Annotated in this window: 26 protein-coding genes; 18 read left to right on the forward strand and 8 right to left on the reverse strand. The window is 62.9% G+C overall.

Annotated features, from left to right (window positions below):
* Positions 1 to 168: 168 nt before the first annotated feature.
* The gene (gene pdxS / locus AC1Q6C_RS14620) at positions 169 to 1077 is read left to right on the forward strand and encodes a pyridoxal 5'-phosphate synthase lyase subunit PdxS (RefSeq protein ID WP_003943338.1); all 909 of its coding nucleotides are present in this window, start codon (positions 169 to 171) and stop codon (positions 1075 to 1077) included.
* Between the two features lie 101 nt (positions 1078 to 1178).
* Here the strand turns inward: pdxS and AC1Q6C_RS14625 are convergent, their stop codons facing one another.
* A complete protein-coding gene (locus AC1Q6C_RS14625) occupies positions 1179 to 1655 on the reverse strand; it encodes a RidA family protein (RefSeq protein WP_050656607.1) in 477 nt (158 codons plus the stop codon).
* 162 nt (positions 1656 to 1817) lie between these two features.
* On the opposite strand from AC1Q6C_RS14625, the gene AC1Q6C_RS14630 reads away from it, so the two are divergent.
* From AC1Q6C_RS14630 to AC1Q6C_RS14640, 3 genes are all read left to right on the forward strand, one after another.
* Positions 1818 to 2240, forward strand: coding sequence for an NUDIX domain-containing protein (locus AC1Q6C_RS14630; protein ID WP_064112867.1), 423 nt, complete (start codon positions 1818 to 1820; stop codon positions 2238 to 2240).
* A gap of 128 nt (positions 2241 to 2368) precedes the next feature.
* Positions 2369 to 3880, forward strand: a complete 1512-nt coding sequence (locus tag AC1Q6C_RS14635; RefSeq protein WP_230359834.1) for an HNH endonuclease signature motif containing protein — start codon at positions 2369 to 2371, stop codon at positions 3878 to 3880.
* A 113-nt stretch (positions 3881 to 3993) separates the two neighbouring features.
* Entirely contained in the window at positions 3994 to 4815 is an 822-nt protein-coding gene (locus tag AC1Q6C_RS14640) for an acyl-CoA thioesterase (RefSeq protein WP_003943337.1), read from the forward strand.
* A 35-nt stretch (positions 4816 to 4850) separates the two neighbouring features.
* Here AC1Q6C_RS14640 and AC1Q6C_RS14645 read toward each other — a convergent pair whose 3' ends face one another.
* A complete protein-coding gene (locus tag AC1Q6C_RS14645) occupies positions 4851 to 5474 on the reverse strand; it encodes a nucleoside/nucleotide kinase family protein (RefSeq protein ID WP_003943324.1) in 624 nt (207 codons plus the stop codon).
* A gap of 79 nt (positions 5475 to 5553) precedes the next feature.
* Between AC1Q6C_RS14645 and tesB the strand changes: the two genes are divergently transcribed.
* Together tesB and pdxT are read left to right on the forward strand one after the other, a co-directional pair.
* Positions 5554 to 6423, forward strand: a complete 870-nt coding sequence (gene tesB / locus AC1Q6C_RS14650; RefSeq protein WP_007732935.1) for an acyl-CoA thioesterase II — start codon at positions 5554 to 5556, stop codon at positions 6421 to 6423.
* Positions 6423 to 7028 carry a pyridoxal 5'-phosphate synthase glutaminase subunit PdxT gene (gene pdxT, locus AC1Q6C_RS14655; RefSeq protein WP_007732937.1) on the forward strand — a complete coding sequence of 202 codons (606 nt, stop codon included), beginning with the start codon at positions 6423 to 6425 and terminating at the stop codon, positions 7026 to 7028. The genes tesB and pdxT overlap by 1 nt, the downstream gene beginning before the upstream one ends.
* A gap of 25 nt (positions 7029 to 7053) precedes the next feature.
* On the opposite strand, the gene AC1Q6C_RS14660 is transcribed toward pdxT, so the two are convergent.
* Positions 7054 to 7731, reverse strand: a complete 678-nt coding sequence (locus AC1Q6C_RS14660; protein ID WP_058227942.1) for a response regulator — start codon at positions 7729 to 7731, stop codon at positions 7054 to 7056.
* Positions 7686 to 8900 (reverse strand): sensor histidine kinase, encoded by a 1215-nt coding sequence (locus tag AC1Q6C_RS14665; RefSeq protein ID WP_230359835.1) that lies wholly within the window; start codon positions 8898 to 8900, stop codon positions 7686 to 7688. Before AC1Q6C_RS14665 ends, AC1Q6C_RS14660 begins: the two co-directional genes overlap by 46 nt.
* Before the next feature lie 111 nt (positions 8901 to 9011).
* Between AC1Q6C_RS14665 and AC1Q6C_RS14670 the strand changes: the two genes are divergently transcribed.
* Positions 9012 to 9212 (forward strand): hypothetical protein, encoded by a 201-nt coding sequence (locus AC1Q6C_RS14670; RefSeq protein ID WP_003943331.1) that lies wholly within the window; start codon positions 9012 to 9014, stop codon positions 9210 to 9212.
* A 1-nt stretch (position 9213) separates the two neighbouring features.
* A complete protein-coding gene (locus tag AC1Q6C_RS14675) occupies positions 9214 to 9915 on the forward strand; it encodes a GAP family protein (protein WP_064112869.1) in 702 nt (233 codons plus the stop codon).
* 13 nt (positions 9916 to 9928) lie between these two features.
* Here the strand turns inward: AC1Q6C_RS14675 and AC1Q6C_RS14680 are convergent, their stop codons facing one another.
* Together AC1Q6C_RS14680 and AC1Q6C_RS14685 are read right to left on the reverse strand one after the other, a co-directional pair.
* Positions 9929 to 10849, reverse strand: coding sequence for a hypothetical protein (locus AC1Q6C_RS14680; RefSeq protein WP_064112870.1), 921 nt, complete (start codon positions 10847 to 10849; stop codon positions 9929 to 9931).
* Positions 10846 to 11202: a GntR family transcriptional regulator gene (locus tag AC1Q6C_RS14685; protein ID WP_003943322.1), complete on the reverse strand. Its 357-nt coding sequence runs from the start codon at positions 11200 to 11202 to the stop codon at positions 10846 to 10848. The genes AC1Q6C_RS14680 and AC1Q6C_RS14685 overlap by 4 nt, the downstream gene beginning before the upstream one ends.
* 145 nt (positions 11203 to 11347) lie before the next feature.
* Between AC1Q6C_RS14685 and AC1Q6C_RS14690 the strand changes: the two genes are divergently transcribed.
* From AC1Q6C_RS14690 to AC1Q6C_RS14735, 10 genes are all read left to right on the forward strand, one after another.
* The gene (locus AC1Q6C_RS14690) at positions 11348 to 12100 is read left to right on the forward strand and encodes a YebC/PmpR family DNA-binding transcriptional regulator (RefSeq protein WP_007732951.1); all 753 of its coding nucleotides are present in this window, start codon (positions 11348 to 11350) and stop codon (positions 12098 to 12100) included.
* Between the two features lie 124 nt (positions 12101 to 12224).
* Entirely contained in the window at positions 12225 to 12794 is a 570-nt protein-coding gene (ruvC, locus tag AC1Q6C_RS14695) for a crossover junction endodeoxyribonuclease RuvC (RefSeq protein WP_003943325.1), read from the forward strand.
* Positions 12791 to 13390 carry a Holliday junction branch migration protein RuvA gene (gene ruvA, locus AC1Q6C_RS14700; protein WP_007732953.1) on the forward strand — a complete coding sequence of 200 codons (600 nt, stop codon included), beginning with the start codon at positions 12791 to 12793 and terminating at the stop codon, positions 13388 to 13390. Before ruvC ends, ruvA begins: the two co-directional genes overlap by 4 nt.
* Positions 13387 to 14484, forward strand: a complete 1098-nt coding sequence (gene ruvB, locus AC1Q6C_RS14705; protein ID WP_003943304.1) for a Holliday junction branch migration DNA helicase RuvB — start codon at positions 13387 to 13389, stop codon at positions 14482 to 14484. Before ruvA ends, ruvB begins: the two co-directional genes overlap by 4 nt.
* Before the next feature lie 138 nt (positions 14485 to 14622).
* Positions 14623 to 14970 (forward strand): preprotein translocase subunit YajC, encoded by a 348-nt coding sequence (gene yajC, locus AC1Q6C_RS14710; RefSeq protein WP_003943339.1) that lies wholly within the window; start codon positions 14623 to 14625, stop codon positions 14968 to 14970.
* A 197-nt stretch (positions 14971 to 15167) separates the two neighbouring features.
* Positions 15168 to 16889 carry a protein translocase subunit SecD gene (gene secD, locus AC1Q6C_RS14715; protein ID WP_007732956.1) on the forward strand — a complete coding sequence of 574 codons (1722 nt, stop codon included), beginning with the start codon at positions 15168 to 15170 and terminating at the stop codon, positions 16887 to 16889.
* Positions 16886 to 18109 carry a protein translocase subunit SecF gene (gene secF, locus AC1Q6C_RS14720; RefSeq protein ID WP_007732958.1) on the forward strand — a complete coding sequence of 408 codons (1224 nt, stop codon included), beginning with the start codon at positions 16886 to 16888 and terminating at the stop codon, positions 18107 to 18109. The genes secD and secF overlap by 4 nt, the downstream gene beginning before the upstream one ends.
* A 2-nt stretch (positions 18110 to 18111) precedes the next feature.
* Entirely contained in the window at positions 18112 to 19842 is a 1731-nt protein-coding gene (locus AC1Q6C_RS14725) for an ABC transporter substrate-binding protein (protein ID WP_328512029.1), read from the forward strand.
* The gene (locus AC1Q6C_RS14730) at positions 19839 to 20417 is read left to right on the forward strand and encodes an adenine phosphoribosyltransferase (protein WP_007732962.1); all 579 of its coding nucleotides are present in this window, start codon (positions 19839 to 19841) and stop codon (positions 20415 to 20417) included. The genes AC1Q6C_RS14725 and AC1Q6C_RS14730 overlap by 4 nt, the downstream gene beginning before the upstream one ends.
* Positions 20418 to 20515: 98 nt before the next feature.
* Positions 20516 to 22927: a RelA/SpoT family protein gene (locus tag AC1Q6C_RS14735; RefSeq protein WP_003943344.1), complete on the forward strand. Its 2412-nt coding sequence runs from the start codon at positions 20516 to 20518 to the stop codon at positions 22925 to 22927.
* A gap of 52 nt (positions 22928 to 22979) precedes the next feature.
* Here the strand turns inward: AC1Q6C_RS14735 and AC1Q6C_RS14740 are convergent, their stop codons facing one another.
* Together AC1Q6C_RS14740 and AC1Q6C_RS14745 are read right to left on the reverse strand one after the other, a co-directional pair.
* Positions 22980 to 23792: a peptidylprolyl isomerase gene (locus AC1Q6C_RS14740; protein ID WP_412770929.1), complete on the reverse strand. Its 813-nt coding sequence runs from the start codon at positions 23790 to 23792 to the stop codon at positions 22980 to 22982.
* Entirely contained in the window at positions 23792 to 24673 is an 882-nt protein-coding gene (locus AC1Q6C_RS14745) for a peptidylprolyl isomerase (protein ID WP_003943303.1), read from the reverse strand. The genes AC1Q6C_RS14740 and AC1Q6C_RS14745 overlap by 1 nt, the downstream gene beginning before the upstream one ends.
* Positions 24674 to 24756: the final 83 nt, after the last annotated feature.

A 24756-nucleotide genomic window follows, 5' to 3' on the forward strand; every position in this document is an offset into this window, starting at 1 on the left:
TTCGGTCGTTCAGTGCTCGCGGGCAGTTTAAGGCCAGCAATGGCAAATTGGATACGGAATCGAAGGCCGGTTCGTCCTAGAGTTCTGGCCAGAGGCCTCCGCGCGAATGAACTCGTGTGTTCGCCGTGCCTTGTTTCTTTCGTCACGCCACTACTGCAGGAGTTTGCTGTGAGCACCCCCGACTCTGCCCCCACCACCGCCATCGGCACCGCCCGCGTCAAGCGCGGCATGGCTGAAATGCTCAAGGGCGGTGTGATCATGGACGTGGTCACCGCTGAGCAGGCCAAGATCGCCGAAGACGCCGGCGCCGTCGCCGTCATGGCACTCGAGCGGGTCCCCGCAGACATTCGCGCACAGGGCGGCGTCTCGCGCATGAGTGACCCGGACATGATCGACAGCATCATCTCCACCGTCAGCATCCCCGTCATGGCCAAGGCACGCATCGGTCACTTCGTCGAAGCGCAGATCCTGCAGAGCCTCGGCGTCGACTACATCGACGAGTCCGAGGTCCTGACCCCGGCCGACTACGCCAACCACATCGACAAGTGGAAGTTCACCGCTCCCTTCGTCTGTGGCGCCACCAACCTCGGCGAAGCGCTCCGTCGCATCAACGAAGGCGCGGCCATGATCCGCTCGAAGGGTGAAGCAGGCACCGGAGACGTCTCCAACGCCACCACCCATATGCGCACCATCCGCGGCGAGATCCGCCGGTTGACCTCGCTGAGCGAGGACGAACTGTACGTGGCCGCCAAGGAACTGCAGGCGCCGTACGAACTGGTCGTCGAGGTCGCCAAGGCCGGCAAGCTGCCGGTCACCATGTTCACTGCCGGCGGCATCGCCACCCCGGCAGACGCTGCGATGATGATGCAGCTCGGCGCCGAGGGCGTGTTCGTCGGATCGGGCATCTTCAAGTCCGGCAACCCGAAGCAGCGCGCGGAGGCCATCGTCAAGGCCACCACGTTCTACGACGACCCGGACGTGCTCGCCAAGGTCTCGCGCGGACTCGGTGAGGCAATGGTCGGTATCAACGTCGACGACCTGCCCGTCGGACACCGCCTCGCAGAGCGCGGTTGGTGACAGCAGGTTCGACGACCGGGCTCAGTGCCTGAAAGTCCTCACAGACGAAGGGGCGGCGGTTGCGTTGGCAACCGCCGCCCCTTCGGGGTGTGGCAGACCGATCAGATGCTGTCCGATACCTCGAACACGAACTCGACCTCGACGGCACTGTTTCGGGGTAGTTCGGCGACGCCGATCGCTGAGCGGGCGTGTTGTCCAGCCGAACCGAAGATCTCGGCCAGCAGGTCGGACGCACCGTTGATCACCTGGGGTTGCTGCGAAAATCCGGATCCGGACGCAACAAATCCAACGACCTTGACGACCCGAACGATGCGATCGAGCCCGACTAAGGCATCGACTGCCGCGAGTCCGTTGAGAGTGCACAACCGCGCCGCCTGGGCGGCGTCTTCGACGGAGACGCCCTCGCCCAACTTGCCGATGCACGTCGTAGTGCCGTCGACGAGCGGCAATTGCCCCGATGTATAGACGTATGACCCCGTCTGAACGGCGGGAAGGTATGAGCCTGCGGGGGTGGCAACAGGCGGGAGGGTCAGGTCGAGTGCGGCGAGTCGTGCGGTCCAGGTACTGGCGTCGTTCATCGGTTCCTCAATGGGTTCTTTTGTCCGGGAATGGTGTTCGAGTCTGCCATCGGGGCTCTCTGCAAGTCCAAGTCGTATTTGTGCCCACCCCATCACTTTTGGTGATATTCGCCGTCGTCGGATTCAAAATGGTGTTCGAGTTGGCCACCTAAACTGTGTCGTATGTCGTCAATTCGTAACATCTCACTGGGGATACCTGTCCGTTCCGGTCACGTACTCATGCTCGACGGCACGGACTCTGTCACGGGGGAGAACTTTCATCGATTGATCGGTGGCGGTATCGAGTTCGGTGAGACGGCCGAGGCAGCGCTGCGACGCGAGTTCGCGGAGGAACTCTGTGTCAGGCTGGGAAGCGTCGAGTTGCTCGAGGTCGTCGAGAACATCTTCGAGTTCGAGGGGCGACCTGGGCATGAGATTGTCCATGTCTTTGGAGTCGACTCGGCTGACATCGATGCGTTTCCGCTCGACGTGCAACTCCGAGTCCTAGGCGAAGGTAGTCCAGTCCACTGGGTATTGAGTGGTGGGTCCGACCGCCCTATCTACCCGGCCGAAGCTGCCCGCATTATCAACGCCCTGGTTCAGTAGGGGAATCCGTTGCCGGAACACGAGTGGCCGCAAAGGTTGCTCCGCAACAATTTTCGGTCAATCAGGATTGTTCGGACTGATTCCTGGAAATCATGGATATCGAACGTATATTCGAATAATGTTGAGGAATGTTCGATGACGGAGTAGGAAGTTCGGGTACCGCAGCGCAGCTGTCCGGTGCTGAATCCGACTGCGCCCTCATCGATCTCATCGCCGATCTGCATGCGCGCGAATCGATGCTCGTGGAACGGAAACTGGCTGCCATTGCCGAGTTTTTCGAGCGTCGCAGCGCTGACCACACTGATAACGGTGCTTGGTCGTCTACCGCTCACGAACTGGCTGAGGCCGAGCTCGGCGCGGCATTGACCATGGGCCGTGCCGCAGCGGGAAAGTTGATCGGTCTCGGCTTTTCTCTCAAGACTCGCCTCCATCGCACGCGTGCCGCCATGGCGCGCGGAGAACTGGATCTGTATCGAGTCGGATTGATCGACTCCGCTACGGCCAACGTAGCCGACGATTTGATCGACGAGGTGGAACGGCAACTCCTCGAAAAGATCTCGGCGCCACCGATGCCTGGCGGTACCGGCTTGACGGGTCGCAGATTGACAGCGGCTATCGACCGGATCGTCGCCGTGGTGGATCCCGAGGGGATACGCGAACGTCGACGCCGCGCCCTGGCTGATCGGTTCGTGGGTGTGAGCGCTGCCGAGGACGGAATGGCGCGGATATTGGGGAGTATTCCGGCGGAGGAAGCACGGGCTTTCGATAGTCGGTTACGTGAGTTGGCGATGTCGGTGTGTCGACACGATTCCCGTAAGTACGAGCAACGACGAGCTGACGCATTGGGAGCGTTGGTATCCGGGTCGACGATTCTGCCGTGCGATTGCGGCCGGGACGAGTGCCCACAAGATCGAAGCGGGATTGTGGTGGTGCGTCGGCCGTTGGTTCACGTGGTCATGCTGGAATCAACGCTTCAGGGCGGTGACGCACCAGGTGCAGACGAACCCGCTCACCTCGACGGTTATGGAGTGATCAGTGCAGAGCATGCACGTGACATCGCCGCGGGTGCGCTGATTCGGAATGTGAAGGTACCAGCCGACGCCGCGCTCGAGGCTGCCGGTATGGGCGAGCCAGTACCTTCGCCCGTCGTTCCTTCTGCGTTCGTGTACCGCCCGGGCGCTGTCCTCGACACCTGGGTGCGGGTGATCGCAGGAAGCTGCCAGTGGTTGCACTGCGATGTCGCTGCGTGGAATTCAGATCTTGATCACACTGAACCCTTTGATCATCGCGATCCCACTCGTGGTGGAAAGACCGTGGCCTCAAACTTGAGTGCCTATTGTCGAAACCATCACCGCCTCAAGCACTCCGGTCAGTGGGTGCACACCTCGAACCCGGACCGCAGCGTCATGCTGACCTCGCCGACCGGACATTGCTACCGAACCAGGCCGTCAGGTCTGCTGGCGGGAATGCTCGAGCCTGTGCTGCCCGAGGGTGGTCGGCGTCGGCGCACACGTCTGGAAAACAAAGCCGCTCGTGTGCGGGGTGAACGCCGGCGGCAGCGGTTACGAATGCACCTCCGAATGAAGAAGAAGGCCCGGAGGAGGACCTTCGACGGCGGAGGCGATCCACCCCCATTCTGAGTAGGGCGGCATGCAACTCCATGATTTTGTATGCCCACTTTGGTGGCCGGGGGTGCGTCAGGCATTGTGTGAAGGTCGGTAGACGTCGGTACACGGGAAGATGTGGAGCATCGATGGCGAGGATCGAAGAAATTCTGGAGTTGGAACGCCTCGAGCGGGACATCTTTCGAGGAATCATCGCGGAGACCACCCTGACCCGCACTTTCGGCGGCCAGGTCGCCGGACAGGCATTGGTGTCGGCGGTACGCACGGTCGATCCGGCCTACTCGGTTCATTCGTTGCACGGATATTTCCTGCGTCCGGGAAATCCGATGGAGCCGACGGTTTTTCTGGTTGATCGTGTTCGGGACGGTCGATCGTTCGCGACCCGCTTGGTCACCGGAATTCAAGACGGGCAAGCCATTTTCACGATGTCGGCGTCCTTCCACGTCCAAGACGAAGGCATCGAGCACCAGGACGAGATGCCACCCGTTCCTGACCCCGAGACCTTGGCCATCGCCCAGGATTCGGAGGATCCCGAGACTGCGTGGCTGGCGCGTGAGTGGTCCGATTGGGACCTTCGAATGGTGCCGAAGGCCGACATCGACAAACGTCCGGGCGCTGCCGCGCAGCAGCAAGTGTGGTTCCGTTCCCGCGAGGCACTCCCGGACGACCCGGTATTTCACGTGTGCACGCTTGCCTACATGAGCGACATGACGCTGCTCGGATCTTCCCGCGGCCCCCACATGGACGTCGCCATGCAAAGCGCTTCGCTCGATCACGCCATGTGGTTCCTGCGGCCGTTCCGCGCCGACGAGTGGCTGTTGTACGACCAGACGTCGCCGTCAGCGGGCTTCGGTCGCGCACTGACGCAGGGACGAATCTTCGACAGCCGAGGAAATATGGTTGCTGCAGTCGTCCAGGAGGGTCTGACCAGGCTGTATCGCCCGAAGTGAGGTCGTCCGACGTGAGATCAATCGCAGTGAGACCTTCACTGGCGAGACCGCACCGCAGGCCGGGCCGGATGGTCGTATCTGACCTCGAAATCGACCTCCTCGGACACTTCTGATCGGTGTTCGAGGAGTGCCTCGACGGTCCACAGATCTGCCTCCGGTGTGTGCCGCCGCATGGCAGGTTCGCTCATGTCCAGGCGGACGCTGACGTCGAACTCCAGCCCGCGCCCGAGCAACATCGGACCGGCGATCACGATGACCGCGCGCTCATGGACGGGGATACGGGTCGACCGAGCCGATCGATCGGTGGGTTCGTCCCAGAGTTTCGGCAAGAACGCCCGTTTTGTGCGGGCTGCGGTGATCACTTCACGATCGAGTGCCGGATAGTCGAACCAGATAGTGCGGTAACTCAGCGCATCCTCGTGGCCGAACTCGTATCGCAGCGAAGCCGGCCGTACGTAGTCGTGCAGTGACACAACAGCACTCGGCCTGTTGCGCGACTCGACGGCGGTGCCGACCAGTTCCGCGAGCCGAGACGGCTGTGCACAATCAGGTCCGTCGATCGCTACTACCGCCACCGACGGAAACGATCCGCTCAGCGTTGCAATCTGCTCGGCCAAGGCGAGGGGACTGGACGGGATGAATGTACTCACGCCCACCATGGTGCCGTGCCCGCTCGCCGAGGCGATATTGTGAACCGTCATCGCGCCCAGTGCGGCGGTCTATGTTTTCGGAGGACTCATGGTTGGTATCGAGGAGATCCTCGCGCTCGAACACCTGGAGAAGGACATCTTCCGTGGTGCGGTCCATCCCACCGCACTTCAACGGACGTTCGGCGGGCAGGTTGCCGGGCAGTCGTTGGTTTCTGCCGTGAGCACCGTTGACGAGAGCTACCACGTGCACTCGTTGCACGGATATTTCCTGCGCCCGGGCAATCCGAAGATTCCGACGGTCTACCTGGTGGACCGCATCCGCGACGGGCGCTCGTTCTGCACCCGCCGGGTGAATGCAGTTCAGGACGGCAAGACGATCTTCACGATGTCGGCCTCGTTCCACGTCGACGACGAAGGTATCGAGCACCAGGACCGGATGCCCTCCGTTCCGGCGCCGGAGGACTTGCCGGACGCGCAGACCGTTCCGAAGTTGGCTGAATCGCAGTTCTATCAGGAGTGGAAGAACTGGGACATCAGAATTGTGCCCGCTGAGCAGAGCGCGTCAGCGCCGGATCTCGCCGCGCAACAACGCGTGTGGATGCGCTACCGCGAGGCTCTGCCGGATCGTCCGCTGCTGCACATCTGCACCCTCGCGTACCTCAGTGACATGACCCTGCTCGGAACTTCCAAAGTCCCGCACCGCGGCGTGAAGACGCAGACTGCTTCGCTCGATCACGCGATGTGGTTCCTGCGTCCGTTCCGGGCCGACGAGTGGTTGCTCTACGACCAGACGTCGCCGTCGGCAGGTTTTGGTCGCGCGCTCACTCAGGGGCGTATCTACGATCGCGATGGCAACATGGTGGCAGCGGTGGTTCAGGAGGGTTTGACGCGTCTCGAACGCGAACCCGACAGCCATGAGAGCAAGAACAGCCGTGAGAACAAGACAGGAACTGTGTGATGACGCGTCCGTTGATCGGTGTACTCGCCCTCCAAGGTGATGTTCGCGAACACCTTGCCGCACTCGATGATTCGGGAGCGGATGCGGTGGGTATCCGGCGCCCGGAGGAACTCGACAAGGTCGACGGCATCGTGATCCCCGGTGGCGAATCCACCACGATGAGCCGGCTTCTGCAGGTATTCGAGCTGCTGGAACCGCTTCGTGAGCGACTCCGCGGCGGGCTGCCGGCTTACGGATCGTGTGCGGGCATGATTCTGCTCGCCAGCGAGGTACTAGACACCCGGCCGGACGCCGAGCATCTCGGCGCCATCGACATGACGGTGCGCCGCAACGCTTTCGGTCGGCAGGTCGATTCTTTCGAGTCCGACCTGGAGTTCGAGGGCATCATCGGTGATCCCATTCGCGCTGTCTTCATCCGCGCGCCGTGGGTGGAGCGAGTTGGGCCGGGCGTTGAGGTCCTTGCGCAGGTTCCCGCCGCCGCGGGGGAGGCCGCGGGCCGGATCGTCGCGGTTCGGCAGGGCTCGGTGATCGCCACTTCTTTCCATCCCGAGGTTACCGGGGACCGTCGAGTGCACGAGATGTTCGTCGATCTGGTTCGCGGATAACTGGAGTAGTCAGCCTCGGCCGAACCTACAGCTCCAGTTCGCGGGCAAGGATCGCCGCCTGGACGCGTGAGGTGAGGTGCAACTTCGACAGAACTCGCGACACGTGCGACTTCACCGTCGGAGCACCGACTCCGAGTTCACGCGACAGTTCGGCGTTGGACATACCCGTCCCCAACAGCGCGAGGACCTCGCGTTCACGGTCGGTGAGCTCGCTCAATCCCAGCGGTTCGGTGGGTTTGGGTGCGCGCTGCACGAACTCGCCGATCAGTGCACGCGCCGCACGAGGAGCGAGCACTGCATCTCCGGCTGCGACATTGCGGATAGCGCGGGTCAGTTCGTCCGCTGTCGCAGTCTTGAGCAGGAATCCCGACGCACCGGCGCGCAGGGCCGCGAAGACGTATTCGTCGAGGTCAAAGGTGGTCAACACCAGAACCCGGCTGCGGGTCGTCCCGATGATCTGACGCGTCGCCTCGATGCCGTCGGTGCCTGGCATCCGGACGTCCATGAGTACGACGTCGGGTTGATGTGTGCGGGTGACGGTGATCGCCGACGCTCCGTCACCGGCTTCTGCGACGACATCGATGTCGTCGTGCTGCCGCAGGATCATCGCGAGTCCCGACCGGATCGCGGCGTGGTCGTCGACCAGGGCGACGGTGATCACCGATCCGTTCCGTTCGGCGCGGGGACCGGTATCTGTGCGCATACCGTCCATTCTCCGTCGACCGGAAGTGCGTCGAGTGAACCGCCCAGCAGTTCGGCGCGGTGACGCATGTTTGCAAGTCCGTGCGTTCCCGCCCGAAAACTGGATGTGTCGCGACCGATGGGGTTTCGGATCTCGATCTGTAATGCATTGTGCTGGAGAGAGATCGACATCGAGATCGGTGCACCAGGCGCATGCTTGAGCGCATTGGTCAACGCCTCCTGGGTGATCCGGTACGCCGTGTGATCGACCACGCTCGGCAGGTCGGCAGTATCGATGTCGATCGCAACGTGCACGGCGGCGCCGGCTGCCCGAACTGCGTCCAGGACGACGGGCAACTCGGTCAGCCGCGGGGGAGAGGAACGCGGGTCCGGGGTCTCGTCGTCCCCGGCGTGGAGCAGTTCGATCATCGACCGCATCTCGGAAAGGCCCGCGAGACTGCTCGATCTGATCGCTCCGATCATCTCCCTCAATCCGTCGTCTGGTTGGCCCCGTTCACCGGAGAGAGCTGAGGTGGACAGTGCCGCCTCGGAATGGATTGCGATGGCGGAGAGGTGGCTTGCGATGACGTCGTGCAGATCGCGCGCCATGGTTGCTCGTTCGTGAGCGACTGCGGCCTCGCGGTCCAGAGTGGCGAGTGCTTCGTGGACTCTGGAACGCTCGCGTTCGGCCTCGGTCAGTTCGACTTGTCGACGGATGACCAGTGCCCACCACACCGGTGTACCGAAGAACAGAGCGGTCACCACGCCTGCCCCAGCCGCAGCGCGGACGTCCTGGGTGGACAGGTAGACGAGTGCGGTGAGCGCGGCAACCGTCACCGCGGTCAGAGAACACACCACTCGGCCCAGCCGCGCCGTCCCGTACAGAACTGCGGCGTAGGTGAGATCCGAGAGGACCAGCCACATCGGCAGAGTGGGTCCCAGGGCAGCGTCGACCGCGACGATGACGGCCCCCGCCGCCAAAGCTGTTGCCGGACGCACCCGCCGGAACGAGTCGATCGCACACAGCAGAGCCAGCATCCCGATCCGAACCCCGGCGGGAACGTCGGCGACACCTCCGACATCGGTCCACATTTGGTACAGGCCGACCAGGTAGAGGAGTACCCCGATCGCGAACAGGCCGAAGGCGATGAGCGGATCGTTCCACTTGCCGACACTCCGACTTCTGGTCACCACAGACTTATCAGAGCACATCGGGGCGCCTGACTTGTCATACCAAATGATGAGGTCGGCGTTGTTCCGATGGCTGATGTGCGGATTCGAGAGAGAAGACAGGCTCGACGTATGAAAATTCGCTTCGAGTTGATGATCGGCATTCTCTTGGTCGTCGGTGGCGGCTGTCTGTGGCTGTTCGCGCGTGACGCCGAGTTCTTCTGGTTTCGCGGCGGACCACTCGGCGTGATCCTCGCGATCATCGGTGCCTTCGACATCGTGAATGCAGTCCGAACGAGGGAGACAGCGATACCCGAGCGCCGAAACGACTGACGTGGAACTCGTCCTGCTCACCACGCTGGGCGGGCTCGCCCTGCTGGACAGTACGAGCATCGGAACATTGGTCGTCCCGGTCTGGATGTTGTTGATGCCGGGACGACCGCAGGTTCGCAGGCTGCTGACGTATCTGGTGGTCATCACGACGTTCTATTTTGTTGTCGGGGTGGCAGTCTGGACGACGGCACGGGCAGGCATGCCTGTCGTCGCCCCGCTGCTCGAAACCCCCGCCGCCCGCGGTGCGCAGTTGATTCTCGGTATCGCGTTGTTCGCGTGGAGCTTTCGATTCGATTCCGAGAAGAGGCGCACATCCGGTCAGGCCGATCGAACCCATGTTTGGCGAGAGCGGGTGCTCGGCTCGGCCAGTTCCGCGAGAAGTGTTGTACTTCTCGCGATTGCTGCGGGAACCGCCGAATTGGTGACGATGTTGCCCTACTTGGCGGCGATCGCGATGATCACCGCTGCTGGGCTGCCCGCAGTCGCGTCTGCGTCGATACTTGCCGGATACTGCCTGATCATGGCCATGCCCGCAGTGCTTCTGTTGTGCGGGCGGGTCGTGGCCGGCAACCGCCTCGACAAGCCGCTGCGCCGAGTGGACTCGCTGATGTCTCGCTACGGCGACAGCGCAATGGGTTGGGTATTCGGCATTGCCGGTTTCTACCTCGCCGGCAATGCCGCTGCCGTGTTGTTCGTGAATTGACGTTGTTCGTGAATCAACCAGCCTGAACCAACGAATTGATCAGCTTCACACCGTCTTCCGGGTGATCGACGGTTACGGCGAACAGTCGTCCGCTCTCGAGAGTGACCACGATGGCCTCACCCGAGCGGAGAGTGACGGCTGTTCCGCGCGGTGTCATTCGGTAACCCCATCCGCCCCATTCGGCCGGACGTATCGCGTCGACCGATGCGGACTTCACCTTCGAGATGGGGATCTTCTTCCATCGAACGCCCCAGGAACTGATGCCGACACCGTGACGGTCGACGCGCACGGTGACCGACGCGAATGCTGTGACGGCGAGGGTGGACACACCCAGGATCACGGCAACCCACCAATCCGAGTACGCGGCAGTCGCGATCACGAGAACTACGAGGCCGGCTGTAACGATCCACGGCCAGACGCTGCGGACCTGCCCGACCCACACTGCACGTTCGGAGGCCGTCAGCGGAGTGTCGAGCGTCGGGGTCGGCAGTGGCGACTCCGGGCCGCTTCGTTGCTGGTCAGGCAGCGCGTATGCCAGAACTCCTACGAGTACCGCCGCGATCGGCGCAAGAATCCACCAGCCGATACGCGCGGCTTCCGGCGACCCGGCGTCGATCGTCAGGGCGACGCTCAGAATCCAGATCGTCGCCAGTGTCGCACTCGAGATCGAGGAGACGGCCAGAAACAGGGGCGCGTTGTCGCTCGAACGGGCCGCGACGACACAGGCGCAAACGACAGCCACCAGAGAAATCACCAGCGCGATGGCGAAAAACGTCGTCGTGGTGCTGAAGCCGTCCGGGGTCGATCCGGACCAATGGCTCGCGACGGTCTCGGGTAGGCGGTCACCCCACGCGAAGCGTGCGAGAACCAGGATCAGGGTCGGGATCAGAGTCAGCGAAGCTGCTGTCCAGAGTCGGATCTTGCTGGTCGTCATTGTGTGCTGGTCTCCTTGATGAGGTCGAGCATGTGCGCAGTGTCGAGTCCGAGATTTCGGGCCTGCCGTACGAACTCGCGCGCAGATTCGTTGAGAGCTGTTCTTCCCGAGTCGAATTCGGCGCGAATGACGGCGCCACGTCCGCGTCGGAGGTCGATCAGGCCTTCGTCGCGGAGTGTTGCGTACGCACGAAGAACCGTGTGGAGATTGACGTCGATCGACTCGGCGAGAGCGCGAGCGGACGGCAGGCGGTCACCTGGTCCGATCTCACCGCGGATGACCGAGCCACGAACCCCGGCTGCAATCTGCTCCGCGAGTGGAGTTGTGGAGGCGTGATCTATTCGGACCAACATGTTTGCATTCTATGCAAACAATGCGTGGTTTGACTAATTCGTGTCGGGGGATGCAGCGAGTTGTGACGTGGGACGGGTAACATCGGCAGAGCTGAAAGACGCGCATTCGGCGTGCGCAACGCAGCAGGAAAGGGGCTTGAATCGCATGAGCGGCCACTCAAAATGGGCCACCACCAAGCACAAGAAGGCTGTGATCGACGCACGTCGTGGCAAATCCTTCGCGAAGCTGATCAAGAACATCGAGGTGGCGGCACGAACCGGCGGTGGCGATCCCACGGGCAACCCCACCTTGTACGACGCCATCCAGAAGGCGAAGAAGACGTCTGTTCCCAATGACAACATCGAGCGTGCGCGCAAGCGCGGCGCCGGTGAAGAAGCGGGCGGCGCAGACTGGCAGACCATCATGTACGAGGGCTACGGACCCAACGGCGTCGCCGTTCTGATCGAGTGCCTCACCGACAACCGCAACCGCGCAGCCGGTGAAGTTCGCACCGCGATGACCCGTAACGGTGGCAACCTCGCTGACCCGGGTTCCGTCTCCTACCTGTTTGCTCGCAAGGGTGTCGTCACGCTCGAGAAGAACGGCCAGTCGGAGGACGACGTCCTGATGGCTGTGCTCGACGCCGGTGCCGAGGAAGTCACCGATCTCGGTGAAACCTTCGAAATCGTCAGTGAGCCACAGGATCTGGTTGCCGTACGGTCGGCACTTCAGGAAGCCGGCATCGACTACGACTCCGCTGAAGCCGATTTCCGCGCTTCCGTCGAGGTTCCCTTGGATGTCGACGGCGCACGCAAGATCTTCAAGCTCGTCGACGCGCTCGAAGATTCTGACGACGTGCAGAACGTCTACACCAACATCGATCTTTCCGACGAGGTTCTCGCGGCTCTCGAAGACTGATTGTTTTTCAACTCAACCCGGTCCTGACGTCCGCGTCCGGGCCGGGTTGCGTGTTGATGCGGGGTAGTAGTCCCGCGCACCGCTAAGCTATCGAACAGCTGTTCGGTATGGAGAGGTGTGACAAGTGCGCGTGCTCGGAGTGGACCCAGGCTTGACTCGCTGCGGGTTGGGAGTGGTCGACGGGAGCAACGGCAGGAAAGTGCGCCCCATTGCGGTCGACGTGGTGCGGACTCCGGCCGAGATGGACCTCGGTTCTCGGCTTCTGCGGATCTCCGATGCGGCTGAACTGTGGATCGAGCAGTACAAGCCGGAGGTGGTCGCGATCGAGCGCGTGTTCGCGCAGCACAACGTCAGTACCGCGATGGGGACGGCGCAAGCAGGCGGAGTTGTCGCGCTCGCTGCCGCCAGACGCGGCATTCCGGTGTGTTTCCACACGCCCAGCGAGGTGAAGGCCGCCGTCACCGGCAGCGGTAACGCCGACAAGGCGCAGGTCACTGCGATGGTGACGCGAATTCTGAATTTGAAGACGGCGCCGAAACCGGCTGACGCTGCCGACGCTCTGGCGCTGGCGATCTGTCACTGCTGGCGAGCACCGATGATCGAGCGGATGGCCCGCGCCGAGGCGATGGCCGCTGAACAAATGCGTAAGTATCAGGCAAAATTGGCCGAGACGAAGAAGGCAGGTTCACGATGATCGCGTCGGTACGCGGCGAGGTACTCGATATTGCGCTCGATCACGCGGTCATCGAAGCGTCAGGTGTCGGCTATCGGGTCAATGCCACCCCGGTGACTCTCGGTGCGCTGCACCGGGGAAGCGAAGCGCGACTGTTCACGACGATGATCGTTCGCGAAGACTCGATGACGCTGTACGGTTTTTCCGATACCGAGTCGAAGGACCTGTTCAGCCTCCTGCAGACGGTTTCCGGAGTCGGACCGCGCCTGGCGATGGCAACTCTTGCAGTTCTCGAACCGGACGCGCTGCGGCGGGCGCTCTCGGAAGGCAACCTGACGGCGTTGACGAGGGTCCCCGGTATCGGAAAACGCGGCGCCGAGCGCATGGTTGTCGAACTGCGCGACAAGGTCGACGCCGTCGCGACGACGGCCGGCGCGGCGTCCGGTGTCGTCGTCGGCAGTTCGATCCGTGATCAGATCGTCGAGGCTCTCGAAGGTCTGGGCTTCCCGATCAAGCAGGCTGAGCAGGCCACGGATTCGGTTCTGGCGGAATCGCCCGAGGCCACCACGTCGGTCGCACTGCGTTCTGCTCTGTCGCTGCTCGGTAAGACTCGATGAACTTCGACCCGATCGACGATTTCGACGACGAGTCGCAGGTCTCTGCCGAATTGGTGGCGGGAGACGGTGATGTCGAAGCGAGTCTGCGCCCCAAGAGTCTCGACGACTTCATCGGTCAACCTCGTGTTCGCGAACAACTGCAGCTCGTGCTCACCGGAGCAAAACTTCGTGGCAGCACGCCTGATCACATCCTGATGTCCGGTCCCCCCGGGCTCGGCAAGACGTCGATGGCGATGATCATCGCGGGGGAGTTGGGCTCTTCTCTGCGGTTGACGTCCGGACCGGCGCTCGAACGCGCCGGAGACCTGGCTGCGATGCTGAGCAACCTCGTCGAGGGCGACGTGTTGTTCATCGACGAGATTCACCGAATCGCTCGTCCGGCCGAGGAGATGTTGTACCTGGCCATGGAAGACTTCCGTGTCGACGTCGTCGTCGGTAAGGGGCCGGGCGCCACGTCGATTCCTCTGGAGGTTGCACCGTTCACGCTGGTCGGTGCGACTACGCGGTCGGGTGCGCTGACCGGTCCGTTACGCGACCGCTTCGGGTTCACCGCTCACATGGATTTCTACGAACCCGAAGAGCTGCAACAGATTCTGATGCGTTCGGCCGGAATTCTGGGCGTCGATCTCGAAGTTGACGCCGGTGCCGAAATCGCACGACGCTCGCGGGGGACACCGCGTATCGCGAACCGATTGCTGCGCCGGGTTCGCGACTTCGCCGAGGTGCGCGCCGACGGAATCGTCACCATGGACGTCGCTCAGGCGGCCTTGGCCGTCTACGACGTGGACCAGTTGGGCTTGGACCGTCTCGACCGTTCGGTACTGAGTGCTTTGGTGCGTTCGTTCGGCGGCGGGCCCGTCGGCGTGTCGACGCTTGCGGTGGCCGTCGGCGAGGAACCGTCGACGGTGGAAGAAGTGTGCGAGCCGTTCCTGGTCCGGGCCGGAATGATCGCCCGGACGCCGCGAGGACGTGTGGCTACCGCCGCTGCCTGGACTCAACTCGGAATGACACCGCCGCCGGATGCCGCAGCGGGCGGTATCGAGGTTCGTGTCAACGAACCGCAGGCCACGTTGTTCGATCCGAACGGCGAGTGAATTTCGACTGGAAAGGCCTACTTGAACGGCCGATCTGTCAGGAATCCTCAGCAACTAATGGCACACTGGTGTATTGCGTAGGTCCATCCGGGACCATCGCGGCGTAAAACGTGCAACACAACCGAGGTTGATCAACACATGTCGAGTTTGCTTTTCCCCCTCTTGATCCTCGCACTGCTGGTGCCCATGTTCCTGGGCATGCGCAAGCAGAAGAAGGCCTTGGCCGCGACTTCCGAGATGCAGGACTCGCTGCAGGTCGGCGATCGGGTGCAGACCACGGCCGGGCTCTACGCCACGATCGCTTCCCTGGACGACGACACCGTGGACCTCGAGATCGCGGACGGTGTCATCACCACCTGGTCGCGTCTGGTCATCCGTGAGCGCGTCGTCGAGACGACCGAGACCGACGAGTATGACGACGACTCGATTTCCGAGATCGAAGAGTCTGCTGCCGACACCGAAATCCGGCTCACCAAGGAGTCCTGACTTCGTCGAACTGGTACGTGTTCTAGAGTTGTGAACTCGGACACACGTCCAGATCGGTTTGTCCGCTCTTACACCAGCAGCTCAGTTCACCCCGTTGATCAATCGTTGCAGTTCGAACGCCGCAGCTCGGGTGGTCGTCGACCACCCGAGCCGTGCACTTACTGAAGCTCTGCACCTACCGAGGAGACTTAAAGATCGTGGCACCTTCCACCGGAACGGTGCATCCGGTCCGCTACCTGGCCCTTTTCGGGGTCCTGGTAGTGGCACTGTATGCCCTGGTGTTCTTCACTGGAGACAAGTCGGCCACGCCGAAACTCGGCATCGACCTGCAGGGTGGAACGCGCGTCACGTTGACCGCTCGTACCCCGGACGGCAGCGCTCCCAGTCAGGACAGTCTCAAGCAGGCTCAGGAAATCATCGAGACCCGCGTCAACGGTCTCGGCGTTTCCGGTTCCGAGGTCGTTGTCGACGGTGACAACCTCGTCATCACCGTTCCCGGCGACGACAGTGCGCAGGCTCGCTCGCTCGGCCAGACCGCTCGTCTGTACATCCGCCCGGTGACGGGTTCGATCGACGTCGCCACCCGTGACGCGAATCGGACAGCTACGCCCGAGGCGCCGGCGGCCGAAACTCCGGCCACTGATGCACCGGCCCCCGAAGCACCCGCTGACGGGACGCAGACGCCGCAGAACCGTCCGTTCCTGGCTCAGGACCCGACTACTCCCGAGGCAACGCCCGCGCCGCAGACAACGACTCCGGCCCCCACCGGGGACGCGCCGAGCGACGGCACCGACGAAGGCGACGCAGCAGCAGCGGAAATCGCCGCAGCGCGCGCCCTCCGACAGAGCAGCGATCCGACAGTGCAGCAGCAAGCAGTGGCGAACCTCGACTGCTCCGTCGCGGATCCGCTCCGTGGAAACGACGACCCGACCCTGCCGCTGGTCGCCTGCTCGCAAGACGGACTGAACATCTATCTCCTCGGTCCTTCGATCATCGACGGACAGGAGATTGCCGACGCGTCTTCGGTCTTCAACTCGCAGCAGTCGCGCCACGAGATCAGCCTCTCGTTCAAGACGACCGGCAGCAACACCTGGGCCGAGTTCACCTCAGCCAACATCGGCAAGCAGGCAGCGTTCACGCTCGACTCGAAGGTCGTCAGCGCTCCCACGATTCAAGGTGCAACGCCTGCGGGTAGCGCCACCTCGATCACGGGCAGTTTCACTGCCGAGAGTGCCAAAGAACTTGCCAACACACTGAAGTACGGTTCGCTTCCGCTCTCGTTCGCAGCCTCTGAGGCCGAGACGGTCTCGGCCACGCTCGGCCTGGCCTCACTGCAGGCGGCATTGATCGCCGGCGCGGTCGGTCTCGTTCTCGTTCTGCTGTACTGCCTCGTCTACTACCGCATGCTCGGCGTCCTGACGGCGTTGTCGCTGATTCTCTCCGGAGTCATGGTCTACGCGATCATGGTTCTGCTCGGCAGATACATCGGCTTCACGCTCGACTTGGCCGGCATGGCTGGTCTGATCATCGGTATCGGTATGACCGCCGACTCGTTCGTCGTGTTCTTCGAACGCATCAAGGACGAAATGCGTGAGGGCCGTAGCTTCCGCTCGGCGGTGCCACGCGGTTGGGCAAGAGCACGCCGAACAATTCTTTCCGGCAACGCGGTGAGCTTCATCGCCGCTGCAGTTCTGTACGTGCTGGCGGTCGGACAGGTGCGAGGCTTCGCCTTCACCTTGGGTCTGACGACCATTCTCGACGTGATTGTCGTGTTCCTCGTGACGTGGCCACTGGTCAGCATGGCGTCCCGTTCGGCGTTCTGGTCCAAGCCCAGCGTCAACGGTCTCGGCGCAGTGCAAGAGGTTGCCCGCGAACGTAAGGTTGCCGCCGCTGCGTCGGCTAAGGAGACACGAGCATGAGCGAGTCCAACAACTCCCCGGTGGGGTCCACCAACAGTTCCGCCGCCGAGTCCGCCGATGCGGCGGCCCGGTCGGAGATCACCGACTCAGGCGTCGATCAGGGCGCGATGCCCAAGCACAGCTGGCTCTCGCGGTTGTACACCGGAACGGGTGCGTTCGAGGTCGTCGGCAAGCGTCGCTTCTACTACGGACTGACCGGCGCTCTGGTCGCCATTGCGCTGCTGAGCATCATCCTGCGCGGCTTCACCTTCGGTATCGATTTCGAAGGCGGATCACGCATTCAGTTCCCTGCCGAGGGCGGAGTCGAGACGTCGGCGGTGGAAACCGTCTACTCCGACACACTCGGGTTCGAACCGGTCAGCGTGCAGACAGTCGGCTCGGGTGCCAGCGCAACCGTGCAGATCCGGTCGGAGACGTTGAACGCGACGCAGATCAACGATCTTCAGTCGGCTCTCTTCGACGAGTTCCAGCCCAAGGACAAGAACGGGAACCCGTCGGCGCAAGCCATCAGTTTTGCGGACGTGAGTGAAACCTGGGGCGGCCAGATCACCAAGAAGGCGCTGATCGCGCTGATTGTGTTCCTGGTGATCGTGAGTATCTACATCGCCATCCGCTTCGAGCGGGACATGGCGGTAGCTGCGATCGTTGCGTTGTTCTTCGACATCATCGTCACTGCCGGCGTCTACTCGCTCGTCGGTTTCGAGGTGACGCCCGCGACGGTGATCGGTTTGCTCACCATTCTCGGCTTCTCGCTGTACGACACCGTGGTGGTGTTCGACAAGGTCGAAGAGAACACCCGCGGTGTTCTGCATCTGACGCGCCGGACGTACGGCGAGCAGGCCAACCTCGCGGTGAATCAGACCTTGATGCGATCGATCAACACGACGGTCATCAGCGTGCTCCCGGTGATCGCTCTGATGGTTGTCGCGGTCTGGATGCTCGGCGTCGGCACACTCAAGGACCTTGCGCTCGTTCAGCTCGTCGGCATCATCGTGGGTGCGTACTCCTCGATCTTCTTCGCGACGCCGCTCCTGGTGTCGATGAAGGAACGCTGGGGACCCGTTGCCGCGCACACTCGTAAGGTGCTCTCGCGCCGGGCTACGCTGGCCGAGAAAGGTACGCAGACGGTTGCCGTCGGCGCACCAGTTGCACGCCGTGCGCCGGTTGCTCCGCAGCCGGGTGCGCGGCCGACCGGAAAGCGAAACAAGAAGGGGCACTGAACATGCTCCCAAGAACACGCACACTGGTTCGATCGATGACGTTCGTTGCGGCCACCGCTGTGGCTGCGGGTTCGTTGGCGGCCTGCTCGGAAAGCGCCGAGCAGGTTCCGTCCATCGGATATGCCATCGACAACTCCATCTCCACGTACAACGCCAACACGACAGCTGGATCGGTGTCCGGGGCGATGGCCGCGTTCGGCCGGGTGCTTCCCGGCTTCACGTTCACCGGCCCGGCCGGAGCACCTGTCTCCGACACGGACATCGGAACGGTGTCGGAGTTGCCCGGTGACGTGCTCACGGTCTCGTACAAGCTCAATCCGGCGTCCGTGTACTCCGACGGGATTCCGATGTCCTGTGACGATCTCGTCCTCACCTGGGCGGCGTCGAGTGGCAAGTTCACCGAAGACGTCGATGGTGCCGTGAAGCCCATGTTCGACACGGCGAACAATCTCGGATACGCGGACATCGACCGGATCGACTGCCAGAGCGGGGCGAAGGACGCGACGGTGTTCTTCAAACCCGGGCGATCGTTCACCGATTGGCGGTCGTTGTTCGGTGCGACTGCGCTGATGCCTTCACACATCGTGACGCAGCGCGCCGGAGTGGGCGACGTGGTGAGCGCGGTGAATGCCGGTGACACCGAAGCGTTGTCGAAGATCGCGGACTTCTGGAACACCGGGTGGAACCTGACTCCAGGTCAGGTGGACACCTCCGTACTGCCCTCCGCTGGTCCGTATCGAATCGACTCGTACAGTGCCGACGACGGCCTGGTGCTGGTCGCGAACGAGCGGTGGTGGGGCAACAAGCCGGCGACCGATCGCATCGTCGTCTGGCCACGTGGTGTGAATCTGACCGAGGATCTCGACAAGAACTCGATCGAGGTCGTCGACGTCGCTTCCGGGTCGGCCGGCGAACTCGGTACTCCGTCCGGGTTCGACGTCCAACAGATTCCGTCGCGGTCGATCGAGCAGTTCGTTCTCGCGACCTCTGGTTCGCTGGGCGACGAAGCCGCCCGTCGAGCGTTCGCGCATTGTGTTCCGCGGACAACTCTGTTCGAGAAGTTCGGGCAGACGGATAACGCGCCGCAGGCTGGTCTGGGTTCCGGCGTGGTCGATTCGCGACTGATGGCGCCGGATTCACTCGTGTACAGCGACGCCGCTGCGGTCGACGGTGACCGGTACGCCAATGCCGACGTCGATGCCGCGAAGACGTCGTTGTCGGAAGCCGATCTCGACCAGTTGACCGTCCGGGTCGGGTACCTCGCACCGGACCCGGTGCGGGCGCAGATCGTCTCTGAAGCGAAAGCCGCGTGTGCTCCGGCGGGAATTACGATCGAGGACGCGAGTACCGACAGCTTCGATCCTGCGAGTCTGCAGTCCGGGGGAGTCGACGCTGTGCTTTCCGGCATGGCAGGCAAAGTCGGGGCAGGCGGAACAGCGAGCATGATCGACGCGCGCGGAGCGCTGCGATCGGGCAACGGCGCAAACCTCGGTACGTACGGAAATGCCAGGATCGATCAGATCATCGATCAGTTGAACGTGGATGCGAGCACGAGTGCGCAATTGGGACTCTCGGTGGAGGCGGAGAACATCCTGTGGACCCAGGTGCCTACGATTCCACTGTTCAATCAACTACGAACTGTCGCTGTAGCTCCAGGCATGTCGGCAGTGTTGGTCAATCCGACTCGGGCCGCTACCGGCTGGAACATGGACAGATGGGTACTACGCAGATGAGCGTCTCGAATGGTGTTGCCTTGCACACGACTGAAGAATTGATCGCAATCCACCGGGCTGCCGGTGACGCCGTTGTTCGGCTGACCCGCTGGGCGGACAACTTTCCCGGTCCCGGTGTTCGGTTCGCCGATCTGACTCCGGTGTTCGCCGACGCCGAGGGGTTCGGGGCCGTGCTCGATGCCCTTGTCGCCTGTGCTCCGGACGCCGACACGATCGCCGCCGTCGATGCTCGCGGTTTCCTGCTCGGTGCCGGTGCGGCCGCGAAGATGGGTGCGGGAGTCGTTGCCGTGCGGAAGGTCGGCAAACTGCCGCCGCCGGTGCTCTCTCGTTCGTACAGCCTCGAGTACGGATCCTCGACTCTCGAGATTCCCGCAAACGGCTTCGATCTCACGGGGCGGAATGTTCTGGTGATCGACGACGTTCTGGCTACCGGAGGGACACTCGAGGCGGCTGTACAGTTGGTCGAGTTGGGTGGAGCGAACGTCGTCGGCGTCGCAGTGGTGCTCGAGATCGAGGAACTGCGCGGTCGAGATCGCTTCTTGAAGTACCCACTGACATCACTGGTGAAGGTCTGAGTATTAAAGTTGTCTCCTGGGGGTCGAGTTAGACCTCCAGGGCAATTACCCGATGCAGGGCGGTTGCCTCAACCAACTCGGTGGTAGGAGGTGGCGACATGACGTCGAATCTTGATCGATCACAGAACTCGGGTGCAGTGTCGCAGGAGACGGGTGCAGTTCCGGCTCCGGAGACGACACCATCGAAGTCCGCGGTGCCCGACGATTCGGGATCTGCGCAAACTACCGGCAATCGGGGTGGGCAGAATCTGGCCGTGCCCGCTTCCGCCTCCCGTAGGGTGCGCGCTCGGCTTGCTCGACGCATCACCGGTCAGCGCAACGCCACCATCCGCCCGGTGCTCGAGCCGTTGGTCAGCCTCCACCGTGAGCTGTATCCGAAGGCCGACCTCGCGCTGCTCCAGCGTGCGTACGACGTCGCCGAGGACAGACATTCGAGCCAGCGGCGCAAGTCCGGCGATCCGTACATCACGCATCCGTTGGCCGTCGCGAGCATTCTGGCCGAGCTGGGAATGGACACCACCACCCTCGTCGCAGCCCTTCTGCACGACACCGTCGAGGACACCGGTTACTCACTCGAAGAGTTGACCAAGGATTTCGGTGACGAGGTCGCTCACCTTGTCGACGGAGTCACCAAACTCGACAAGGTCGTTCTGGGCACCGCAGCCGAGGGCGAAACCATCCGCAAGATGATCATCGCGATGGCGCGGGACCCGCGCGTGCTCGTGATCAAGGTTGCGGATCGTCTGCACAACATGCGCACGATGCGATTCCTGCCGCCCGAAAAGCAGGCACGTAAGGCGCGTGAGACTCTCGAAGTCATTGCACCACTTGCGCATCGGCTCGGAATGGCGACCGTCAAGTGGGAACTCGAGGACCTTTCGTTCGCGATCCTGCACCCGAAGAAGTACGACGAGATCGTTCGACTGGTCGCCGATCGCGCGCCCTCTCGAGACACTTATCTGGCCAAGGTTCGCGCCGAGATCAACTCGACTCTGTCCGCCTCGCGGATCAATGCCATCGTCGAGGGCCGGCCCAAGCACTACTGGTCGATCTACCAGAAGATGATCGTCAAGGGCCGCGATTTCGACGACATCCACGATCTGGTCGGCGTGCGCATTCTGTGCGAAGAAGTGCGTGACTGTTACGCCGCGGTCGGTGTTGTCCACTCGCTGTGGCAGCCGATGGCCGGACGCTTCAAGGACTACATCGCACAACCGCGCTACGGCGTCTACCAGTCGCTGCACACCACCGTCGTGGGACCGGAAGGCAAGCCCCTGGAGGTCCAGATCCGGACCCAGGACATGCACCGGACCGCGGAGTTCGGTATCGCCGCGCACTGGCGGTACAAGGAGACCAAGGGCAAGCACGCGGGCGACATCGCCGAGGTCGACGACATGGCGTGGATGCGTCAGCTACTCGACTGGCAACGTGAAGCGGCCGATCCGGGGGAGTTCCTCGAATCGTTGCGTTACGACCTCGCGGTCAAGGAGATCTTCGTCTTCACGCCAAAGGGTGACGTGATCACGTTGCCTGCCGGATCGACTCCCGTCGATTTCGCGTATGCGGTGCACACCGAGGTCGGGCACCGATGCATCGGTGCCAGGGTCAACGGCCGACTGGTCGCGCTGGAACGAACTCTCGAAAACGGCGAAGTGGTGGAGGTCTTCACGTCGAAGGCTGCCACCGCCGGGCCGAGCCGAGATTGGCAGACGTTTGTCGTCTCGCCGCGTGCCAAGGCGAAGATCCGTCAGTGGTTCGCGAAGGAACGCCGCGAAGAGGCGCTCGAGTCCGGCAAGGATCAGATCGCGAAGGAAGTCCGCCGTGTGGGACTTCCGTTGCAGCGGTTGATGAATGCCGAATCGATGAGCACGATCGCGCACGAACTTCGCTATCCCGACGTCTCGGCGTTGTACACGGCCGTAGGCGAGAGTCAGGTGTCGGCGCACCACGTCGTGCAGCGACTGGTTGCTCATCTGGGCGGCGTCGGCGCCGTCGAGGAGGAACTGGCCGAGCGTTCGACGCCGTCGACCATGCCGGTGCGCACCCGCAGTACGGGTGACTCCGGAATTCTGGTTCCCGGAGCACCGGGCACGGTGGCAAAACTCGCGAAGTGTTGCACGCCGGTACCGGGCGATTCGATTCTGGGCTTCGTCACGCGTGGCGGCGCGGTCAGCGTGCACCGTACCGACTGCACCAACGCCAACTCGCTCCACGATCAGTCGGAGCGAATCATCGACGTCGAATGGGCACCGTCAGCGACATCGGTGTTCCTGGTCGCGATCCAGATCGAGGCGCTCGATCGTCATCGGTTGCTTTCCGACGTCACCAAGGCGTTGGCAGACGAGAAGGTGAACATCCTGTCGGCCTCGGTCACCACGTCCGGCGACCGGGTGGCGATCAGCAAGTTCACCTTCGAGATGGGCGACCCGAAGCACTTGGGTCATGTTCTCAACGTGGTTCGTAACGTGGAAGGCGTCTACGACGTCTACCGCGTGACCTCTGCTTCGTAAACTGCTGTGCGCCTTTATTAACCGCGGGCGGTTAATAAAGGCGCACAGGGGGTCAGGCGACTACTGCAGTCTCGATGGTGATCGGGGTGTTGGGTGCACCGCCGCCGGTTGCTCCCATGCCACCGTCGTCGCCGTCGGCCGCGATCTTCTCGATCGTCGCCAGGCCGGCGTCGTCGATCTTTCCGAAGACCGTGTAGTTGGGCGGCAAGACCGAATCCTCGTAGACGAGGAAGAACTGACTGCCGTTGCTGCCCGGTTTACCCGAGTTGGCCATTGCCAGCGTGCCGCGGGGGTAGACGGCAGGCAAGGAGAGTGCCGGATCGTTAGCCGGGTAGGCAGTGGTCGGGTACTCGTTGTCGAAGCCATAGCCTGGTCCGCCCGTGCCCTTGCCCGAGGGATCGCCGCACTGCAGGATCTGTAGACCGGGTGTGGTGACGAGTCGATGGCACGGGGTGTCGTCGAAGTACTTCTGCTCGGTCAAGCTCACGATGCTGTTGACCGTGCAGGGGGCTTCCGCCCGGTTCAGTTCCATCCCGATCGGGCCGGCCGTAGTCGTGAGCGCGACGTTGACGGTTCCCTCGGTGGACACACCCGTGGAGTTCGGCGGATTGACGGTTTTTGCTGCACCCGCCGCGCTCGGGTACGAGCAGTCGACGGTCGCCGAGGCCGGAGTCGGGACAGGCGGGAGTGCGTCGAACTGTGACATGTCGAGCGGCGGCATGGCAGCCGTTGTCGACTTCGCCTTGGAGGTGCTGGACGGCGAGTCCGAGCTACCGGAATCACTGGAACAACCAGCCAGAAGCAGCGCCGCGGCGCTGGCGGCGGCAATAACTACAGGAAAGCGCATCACAGGATTACGTCGCATCAGTCGAGCCTTACTGTCTTGATGTCGGTGGTCAGATTCGGCTTGCCGTCACCCTCTGGCGTCGATCCGCCGGCCGCGACCTTGTCCAAAGTGGCGAGCCCGGTTTCGTCGATCGTGCCGAAAACCGTGTACTGCGGGGGGAGTTGTGAGTCGCCGTAGACGAGGAAGAACTGGCTGCCGTTGCTACCGGGTGCCCCGGTGTTGGCCATCGCAACCGTGCCGCGCGCGTAGGTGACGGGCTCTTGCGCTGCCGGGTCGGTGGTGGAATACGCCGTGGTGGGGAATTCGTTGTCGAAGCCGTAGCCCGGTCCGCCGGTGCCGGTGCCGGACGGGTCACCGCACTGCAGCACCTGGAGCGAGGGGCTCGTCGTCATGCGGTGGCAGGTGGTGTCGTTGAAGTAGTCCTGCTGCGCCAAGCTCACGAAGCTGTTGACCGTGCACGGAGACTTCGTTCCGTCGAGTGTGAGCCCGATGTTTCCCTGCGAGGTCTCGACGCTGATGCTCGGCGTCGCGTCCGGCGCGGTGGTGGGAATCCCGTCGGTACGAGGAGGGTTGTTGGCCTTGGACGCGGTAGCGCCGTCGGCTGGATACGAGCAGGAAACCGTGTCGGCCAGTGGCGTCGACAGACCGGCCGGCATTGCACCCGCGGTCTGTGGCGTGAGGCTCGAGTCGTCGGCAGCAGTGTTGGTGGTGTTCGCGTCGTCGTCACTGCGATTGCTCAGCCAGATGAGTCCACCGACGACGCCGACTACGACGACCACGCCGAGCGCAGTTCCGGCTATCGTCATCTGCTTGCGCTTGCGGGCACGTTCTGCGCGACGTTCGAGCTGACGCTCGAGCTTGCGTTTCGCCGCCTCGCGGCGTTGCTCGTTACTCGGCACTGCTGTAGTCCTCCGTATCGCGGGTGGATCGTGGTCGGCCGGCCGAGCGACACCCTGGGGGTCGGCTTCGGCAAGCGGCTCTA

The organism is Rhodococcus sp. MT28 (assembly GCF_058792695.1).